The 7,525-nt window shown below is 63.2% G+C and carries 6 protein-coding genes; 5 read left to right on the top strand and 1 reads right to left on the bottom strand.

Annotation, left to right across the window (positions count from 1 at the left end; translation table 11 throughout):
• Positions 1-1,780: asparagine synthase (glutamine-hydrolyzing) (gene asnB / locus AC1D34_RS31025; protein WP_476826296.1), on the bottom strand; the 1,780-nt coding region annotated here is incomplete at its 3' end.
• Between the two features lie 345 nt (positions 1,781-2,125).
• On the opposite strand from asnB, the gene AC1D34_RS31020 reads away from it, so the two are divergent.
• The 5 genes from AC1D34_RS31020 to AC1D34_RS31000 form a co-directional block, all read left to right on the top strand.
• Positions 2,126-3,679: a GumC family protein gene (locus tag AC1D34_RS31020; protein WP_476826295.1), complete on the top strand. Its 1,554-nt coding sequence runs from the start codon at positions 2,126-2,128 to the stop codon at positions 3,677-3,679.
• Between the two features lie 9 nt (positions 3,680-3,688).
• Positions 3,689-5,020, top strand: a complete 1,332-nt coding sequence (locus AC1D34_RS31015; RefSeq protein ID WP_476826294.1) for an O-antigen ligase family protein — start codon at positions 3,689-3,691, stop codon at positions 5,018-5,020.
• Positions 5,013-5,774, top strand: coding sequence for a polysaccharide deacetylase family protein (locus tag AC1D34_RS31010; RefSeq protein ID WP_476826293.1), 762 nt, complete (start codon positions 5,013-5,015; stop codon positions 5,772-5,774). The genes AC1D34_RS31015 and AC1D34_RS31010 overlap by 8 nt, the downstream gene beginning before the upstream one ends.
• Positions 5,775-5,785: 11 nt before the next feature.
• A complete protein-coding gene (locus AC1D34_RS31005) occupies positions 5,786-7,030 on the top strand; it encodes a glycosyltransferase family 4 protein (protein WP_476826292.1) in 1,245 nt (414 codons plus the stop codon).
• A gap of 299 nt (positions 7,031-7,329) precedes the next feature.
• Positions 7,330-7,525 (top strand): glycosyltransferase (locus AC1D34_RS31000; protein ID WP_476826297.1); only part of this gene is annotated, 196 nt, incomplete at its 3' end.

Genomic DNA, 7,525 nt, shown 5'->3' with positions numbered 1-7,525 from the left:
GGCCGCCGGCTGCGACCTGCGCCTCGCCCATGGCTGCCCGGACATAATCGGCAGCACCCGCTCCGACGAAGGAGTGACTGTCCGGCGCGCGATAGGGCTGCTTTGCCCGTCGGCTGATCGAGGGCGGCAGCAGGTCCTTGGTCGCCTCGCGCAGGATGTGCTTCTCGACAAGCCCCTTCAGCTTCATCTCGGGGGGAAGCCCGGCGGCGAACTCGACCAGCTGATGATCGAGGAAGGGGAAACGCCCCTCGATGCCACGGGCCATCGCCATGCGGTCGCCCTGGCTGGACAGGATATAGCCCGGCAGAAGGAAGCGGGCCTCCAGATACTGCGCCTGATGCAAGGGGTGCCAGCGGCTGAAGGCCTCCGGCAGACGCGAAGCGAGTTCCTCGGCCGCGTCATAGCCCGATAGCGTGGCACGCAGGTCGCCCGAGAAGAACAGCTTCGTCGCCGCCGTGCCGTCGAGCCGCGGCCGATGCGAGAACAGCGGATCGTCGAGTGCCGCACCGTTCGCCCCGAAGAACGATGCGAGATATTCTGCGGATTGTTGCCTGAGGCCAGGCAGATAGGGATAGAGCTTGCGAAACAGGTGCGGCCTGATCCGGGAGCCGGGCTGCCTGCCGCAGAAGCGCCGAACCCGGGCCTCCTTGAAGATGTCATAGCCGGCAAAGACCTCGTCCGCGCCTTCACCCGTCAGCACCACTTTCAGCCCGGCCTCGCGCACCAGGCCGGAGAGTTTGAAAAGCGGGGCAGGTGCGGTTCTGAGGATCGGCCGCTCGGTGAAGCGGATCACGTCGGGAAAGACCGCGGCGATGTCGCCCTCGCCGCAGGCGACGGAACTGTGCTGCGTCCCGAGTGCCCGGGCCATTTCCATCTGGAAGGCGCTTTCGTCATGCTCGGCGCTGTCGAAGGTGACGGAGAAAGTCCTGAGGCCGCCAGGCGCCATGCCCGCAGCAAGCGCAGAGGTGATCGAGGAATCGAGCCCGCCTGAGAGATAGGAGCCCACCGGGACATCGGCCCGCATGCGAATCCGGGTCGCCTCGGTCAGCAGGGCGCGCAGTTCCTCTGCCGCAGCGCGTTCATCGGTGTGCCGGGATGGCGCATCCCGGTCGGGATAATCCAGGCTCCAATAAGGCCGCGTCGAGACGCTGCCCTCCTGGACGATCATGAGATGCGCCGGTTCCAGCTCGAAGATGTCGCGGAAGGCCGTGCGCGGCGCGATCGGCGCCCATAATGTGAAAATCTGGTCGAGGGCGACGGGATCGATCTCTGCACTCACGCCCGGGACCTGAAGAAGCGCCTTGACCTCCGAGCCGAAATAGAACCGATCGCCCTGCCTTGTATAGAACAGCGGCCGGACGCCCATGCGGTCCCGGGCCAGAACCATGCGGCGGCGCCGGCCATCCCAGAGCGCGAAGGCGAAATCGCCATTGAGGACGGACAGGCAATCCTCGCCCATCTCCTCATAGAGATGCAGGATCACCTCGGTGTCGCTCGACGTCCGGAAGCGGCGCCCCTTTGCGCGCAGCTGCTCGCGCAATTCGACATAGTTGAAGATCTCGCCGTTGAAGGCGATCGTCAGTTCACCCGTCGCATCGGACATCGGTTGCTGGCCATCCCCCAGGCCGACGATCGACAGTCGCGCATGTCCGAGACCTGCGTCCTTCGCGGTGAAGAGCCCTTGCTCGTCGGGACCGCGATGCGCAATCGCGGCCGTCATCCGTTCAAGGAGTTCCCTCCCATCCCGGACCGCGCCGAAATAGCCCCCAAATCCGCACATGCCGAGATGCTTCCAAGTCCTTCGTGTCCGGTTGAACTATAGCCAATCCTGGGCGAGCAAGCGTTAACGCTTGGGGATATCCATGCGAATGGTAAATTTCGAAGCACCCGGCAAAGCCCCAAGTTCTTGATTAGACTTCGGATCAAGGCCGAAGATCGACGTCCCAAGGGATCTGATGACGCAGCTGGACTTTGCCGCAAGATCGAGGGCCGGATTGTCGTTCCCGGATGCGGTGTTCTCGTTGCGATTAACGTAAAATTCAGGGCCGGAGCATACCCCTAGGGCATGTTTACGGGGGATAGGCGCGTCTCTTCCGTCTAGAGTTGCGTGCTGAGGGCGAAGCGGATGTACGGGCCGAAGGAGTCGGAGCAGCGACAAGCGCCTCTGCCGACAGGCCATTCCCGGATTCGCTCGGAATCGCTGCGCGATGATGCAGCCTCGTCTTCTGGCGCACGCTCGGATCCGTCGTCTCACTCCCCGCAGTCGAGCCGGGCGCAAGGTTCATTCGGGAGCGGAAGCCCGATTGGCCGTCTCCGATTGCTCGCCGATGTCGGGGCCGACGACATCCTCGTCTGGCTGCGGCGGGGAATAGGCATGATCGTTGCCGCCGTCATCATTTGCGTCGCCGCGGCGCTGGTCTATGCGGTCACGACGCCGCCTCGTTATACCGTCTACACCGATATCCTCATTGACCCCTCGAACCTGAACGTCGTCCGGGACGACGTCTTCACGACCAATCCGCAGCGTGATGCACAACTGCTCGAGGTCGAGAGCAAGCTCAGGGTCCTGACCTCGCGCAACGTCCTGGCACGGGTCATAGACCGGCTCGACCTGACCAATGATCCGGAGTTCGTGCAGCCTGGCTATCTGTCGGCGCTCAGGAGTCTGATCTCGTCCAGGGATGCCAATCAGGACAATCGCCTTGCCGTGATGCGTGCGTTGGCCGAACGGGTCGAGGCGCGGCGCGAGGAGCGCTCCTTCGTCGTGGTCATGAAGCTCTGGGCGGAAGATCCCGAGAAGGCTGTCGCGATATCCAACGCGATTGTCGAAGCCTTCGAGGCCGAGCTTTTCCAGTCAGCTGCCGAAAGCGCCGGCCGGGTGGTGAAGAACCTCAATAACCGCCTGGATGAGCTGCGCCGCAATGTGACCGAGGCGGAGCGGAGGGTCGAGGATTTTCGGCGCGCGAAAGGGCTGCAGTCCAATAATGGCGAACTCGTCAGCACACGGCTCTCGGGCGAGCTCAATACGCAGGTTCTGGATGCACAGCAGCGCTTCATCCAGGCGGAATCGCGCTACAGGCAGATGAGCGCGGCGATCGCGGAACGGCGGGCAGCCAGCGCGTCGATCTTCGATTCCGCGACCATGACGAGTCTGCGAGCGCAGTATAATACGCTGCAGCAGCAGATCGGGTCGATCAGGGCGACCTTTGGCGCGCGCCATCCGCAGCTGATCACAGCATTATCCGAACAGCAGGTGCTCGAAGGAGCACTGTCCCGCGAAGCCCGCCGCATCTTCGAAGGCGCGAAGGCCGACTTCAACAGGGAACAGACGACGCTCAGAGTACTGCAGGACAAGGCGGGCGACGGGAAATCGAACGTCTTCACCGACAACGACGCCGAAGTGCAGCTGCGCGATCTACAGCGCGATGCGCGCGCCAAGGCGGCGATCTACGAAACCCACCTGGCGCGTGCCCAGCAGATCGGTGAGCGCCAGCAGATCGACACCAGCAATGTGCGTGTCATCTCGTCACCGATGCCGCCCAAGGCGCGTAGCTGGCCGCCGCGTACGTTGATCCTGCTGGCGGCGGCGGTGATGCTGGGCCTTGTGCTCGGGATTGCAGCGGCCCTGGCGCGTGGGGCCTGGACCTATATCCGTGACCCGCAGCCCGCGGCTGCTTGAGAGGCGGCCATGGGAAGCGCCGCCAAGGGGGAGGCCGATCGAGGAGAGAAGCTGAGGGAGACTGTCGGCACCGCCCTGTTCATGGCGATCTTCCTGTTCTTCTGGATTTCCCTCAATCCCTTCGTCGACCTGACCGGCGAGGCCGTGCTGGACCCCAGCGCCGGCAACTCCAACCTGATGAACCAGATCGTGTCGCTGCTGCTGTTCGCGGGCACGCTCGCCTACGGTTTACTTCACCCGATGCGCAGCATCATCCTGCAGCCGCGCGTGCTGTTGGGCCTGCTGTTTGCCTGGTTCTTCCTGGTTTCGCTGATCTCGTCCTACCCCATGCTCGGGATCAAGGGGACTGTTCTCGCCGTCATGGTGACGGTCAATGCCAGCATCTATCTGCTGCTGCCGGCCTCCGAGAGGCATTTCGCCAAGATGCTGGGCATCGGTACACTCATCATGCTGGGGGTCAGCTATTACGGCATCCTGTTCAAGCCACTGCTGGCGATCCATCAGGCTTCCGAGCTGCGCGAGCCGATGAATGCCGGTTTGTGGCGCGGGCATTTCCCGCACAAGAACAGCGCTGCAGCGGCAATGGTGGTCGCTTCGTTCTTCGGCCTCTTCGTCATGAATGCCTGGTCGCGCATCGCGGGCATGACGATCCTGTGCCTGTCGTTCCTCTTCCTGATCAATACCGGCGGCAAGACCTCGACGGCCATGCTGCCGGCTATCCTTCTGCTCGCATGGGTCTTCGAGAAGGTTCGCTTCCTGCGCATTCCGATCGTCATCGGCGGTGTCGGGGCGTTCAACATCTTCGCGATCGGGGCTGCGGTCTTCAGGCCGCTGGGCGATTTCATCAATGAGCTCGGGATCGATGCGACTTTTACCAACCGCGCGGATATCTGGCGCTTTGCCGTCTCCGAACTCGCGGACCGGCCACTGACAGGATACGGCTTCAAGGGATTCTGGCAGACATCGGAGCTCGTCCACAGCGGCGGCTCGATCGAAACCTGGGCGGTTGCCGCAGCAAACGGGCACAATTCCTATCTCGACGTCGCATTGATGACGGGAATCCCCGGGCTTTTGCTGACGCTGGTCTGGCTCGTCGTCCTGCCGCTCCGCAACATTTCGCGGCTGGAACCCGACGCCGAGCACTCGCATCTGACCCGGCTCTTCACCCGCATCTGGCTCTACGCCATCTTCAATGCCGGCCTCGAGAGCCTGTTCTTCGAAGGTGGCAACTCGCTTTGGTTCACCTTGCTGTTCGCGCTCTACGGCCTGTCCCTGCAGGCCTCGGCCGCGCTGGCGCCCGAGTGCCGGACCCAGCCGGAAGGGGCCGTCGCGCATGCCTAGCGTATCCGAACACCTTGGAGCGAAGGTCRACAGCCTGAGCAACCGGCTGATCTGGGGGCTTGCGGGCTCCAGGCGCCGCCTGGAGACGGACACCCCGCTGGTCTCCTTCACCTTCGACGATGTTCCAGATTCTGCCCGCAGCGAGGGAGCATCGATCCTCGAGAAATATGGCGTGCGTGGCACGTTCTATATCGCCGGAGGGCTTGCGGGGCAGGTCGAGCCGGACCGGGTGCTGATAACACCGGACGGGTGCCGGGATCTCGCCGAACGCGGTCACGAAATCGGCTGCCACACCTTCTCGCATCGCAGGATCCGCGACATTCCCGGCGCCGATCTGTCGCGCGATCTGGACCGCAATGCCGACTATCTCGCGCAAGCCGGCATTTCCGCGGAGCCGGCCAATTTCGCCTTTCCCTACAATGCGGCATGGCCTCTGGCGCGACCCGAATTCCGCCGGCGCTTCCGCACATGCCGCGGGGCCGGCGAAGCCATCAATCGCGGTGCGGTCGATCCCCTGATGCTCAAGGCCGTCGAGATTCGCCAGCCCGACCCGGAGGCGCGCGCCCTGACACGCTGGATCGACGAGGTGGTCGACAGGCCCGGCTGGCTCGTCTTCTTCACGCACGACATCGCACCCAACCCGACACCCTATGGCTGTACGCCGGGCACATTCGAGCATCTGGTGCGTCACGCGGTCGAGCGCGGATGCGCGGTCCAGTCTGTCGATCGCATGCTGGATCGGATCGGCTGGTGAGGAGCAGGGACGTGGCAAAACCCCAACCTGCCGGGAAGCGCCTGCTGGCGATCAATAACTATTTCTACCGCCGCGGCGGGGCCGAGGCGGTCTTCTTCGACCACATGACCATGTTCGAAAGGATCGGCTGGGATGTCGTCCCCTTTGCCATGCAGCATGAGGACAATGAACCCTCGCCATGGTCAGACTATTTCGTGTCGGAGATCGAATATGGTCGCCAGACGAGCCCGTTGCGAAAGGTCGTCCAAGCAGCCAGCATCATCTACTCCGTCGAGGCACAACGGAATATCGCGCGACTGATCGAGCAGGCGCGCCCCTCGGTCGCCCACGCCCATAACGTCTACCACCACCTCTCCCCGGCAATCTTCTCCACCTTGAAGTCAGCTGGCATTCCGGTGGTGATGACGGCGCATGACCTGAAGCTCGCCTGTCCGTCCTACAAGATGCTGCGCGATGGAAAAATCTGCGAGGATTGCCGCGGCGGCCACATCTACAATGTCCTGCGCCATCGCTGCATAAAGGGATCCGTGCCGTACAGCACCCTGGTCCTGGCGGAAACGCTGGTGCATCGCTCGCTCGGCCTTTACCGGGACAAGCTCGACCGCATCGTCGTTCCCAGCCGCTTCTATCTGGAGAAGCTGGTCGAATGGGGCTGGCCCCGCGAGCAGCTGGAATACATACCGAATTTCGTCGATGTCGAGCGTTACAGCAGCGACTGGGAGGAGGGCGATTATTTCGTCTTCGCCGGCCGCCTCGCGCCCGAGAAAGGGCTGGCGACCTTGATCAAGGCCGTCGCTCTCTCGAAGCAGCGGCTCATCGTGGCCGGCACTGGGCCCGATGAAGCGGCCCTTCGCCAGTTCGCCGACGAAACCGGCGCGGACGTGAGCTTCGTGGGGCACTTGTCAGGGCAGGACCTGCACCGCCTGATCGGACAATCCCGAGCGCTGGTGCTGCCCTCCGAATGGTATGAGAACGCCCCGATCAGCATCCTGGAAGCCTATGCGCTGGGACGTCCCGTGCTGGGTGCCGCCATCGGCGGCATCCCGGAGATGATCCGGGAGAAAGAAACCGGAATGCTGGTGACCTCGGGAGACGCGCAGGATCTCGCGCAGAAACTGGRCGATCTGGCCGCGCTCCCGGCGGCCGAGCGCGCGAGGATGGGAGCGGCGGGGCGCAAATGGATCGCAGCCGACTTCTCCGCCGCCGCCTTTCGCGACCGGACGCTGAACCTCTATGCCGCGCTCGGGGCCGCCTGAAAGGCGACGAGGCAAAAAGCGATGTAAAGGTTAATAATTGGAAAACACGCCGCGCGCCGGGCTGTCTATTGCGGATGGCAGCCCGCATTCTATAAAATTCATCGAAATCAGGTAGAGGGATTTTCCAGAACACCGGATTCCACTCTCTACCTTCCCAAGAGGAATCTCTCCGAGGTCCGGCGCCGAGCTGAAAGCGCAACGGTCTTCGGCATTGTCGTTCAAGACCGGCCGGGCAGCAATCGGCGGAGGCGTCATTGACCAGTCTTCCTCTTGAGGTGCCTCCCGCACAGCCGGTGGCCATGGCAAGTCAGGATATTCCACGGCGTGTCATTTTCCTCGGACTCCGCGGCATCCCCAATGTTCAGGGCGGCGTAGAGAAACATGTCGAGATGCTGGCCGGCGAGATGGCCGCATGCGGCTGGAACGTCGAAGTCATCGGCCGGCACCGTTACCTGCCGTCTCCGCCTTCTCCCGCGAACGGTATCCGTGTCTTCT

This window comes from Allobosea sp. P1_A7, from assembly GCF_056406775.1.
Note: the sequence above shows the minus strand (reverse complement) of the source record. Positions and strands in the feature narration are given on the sequence as shown.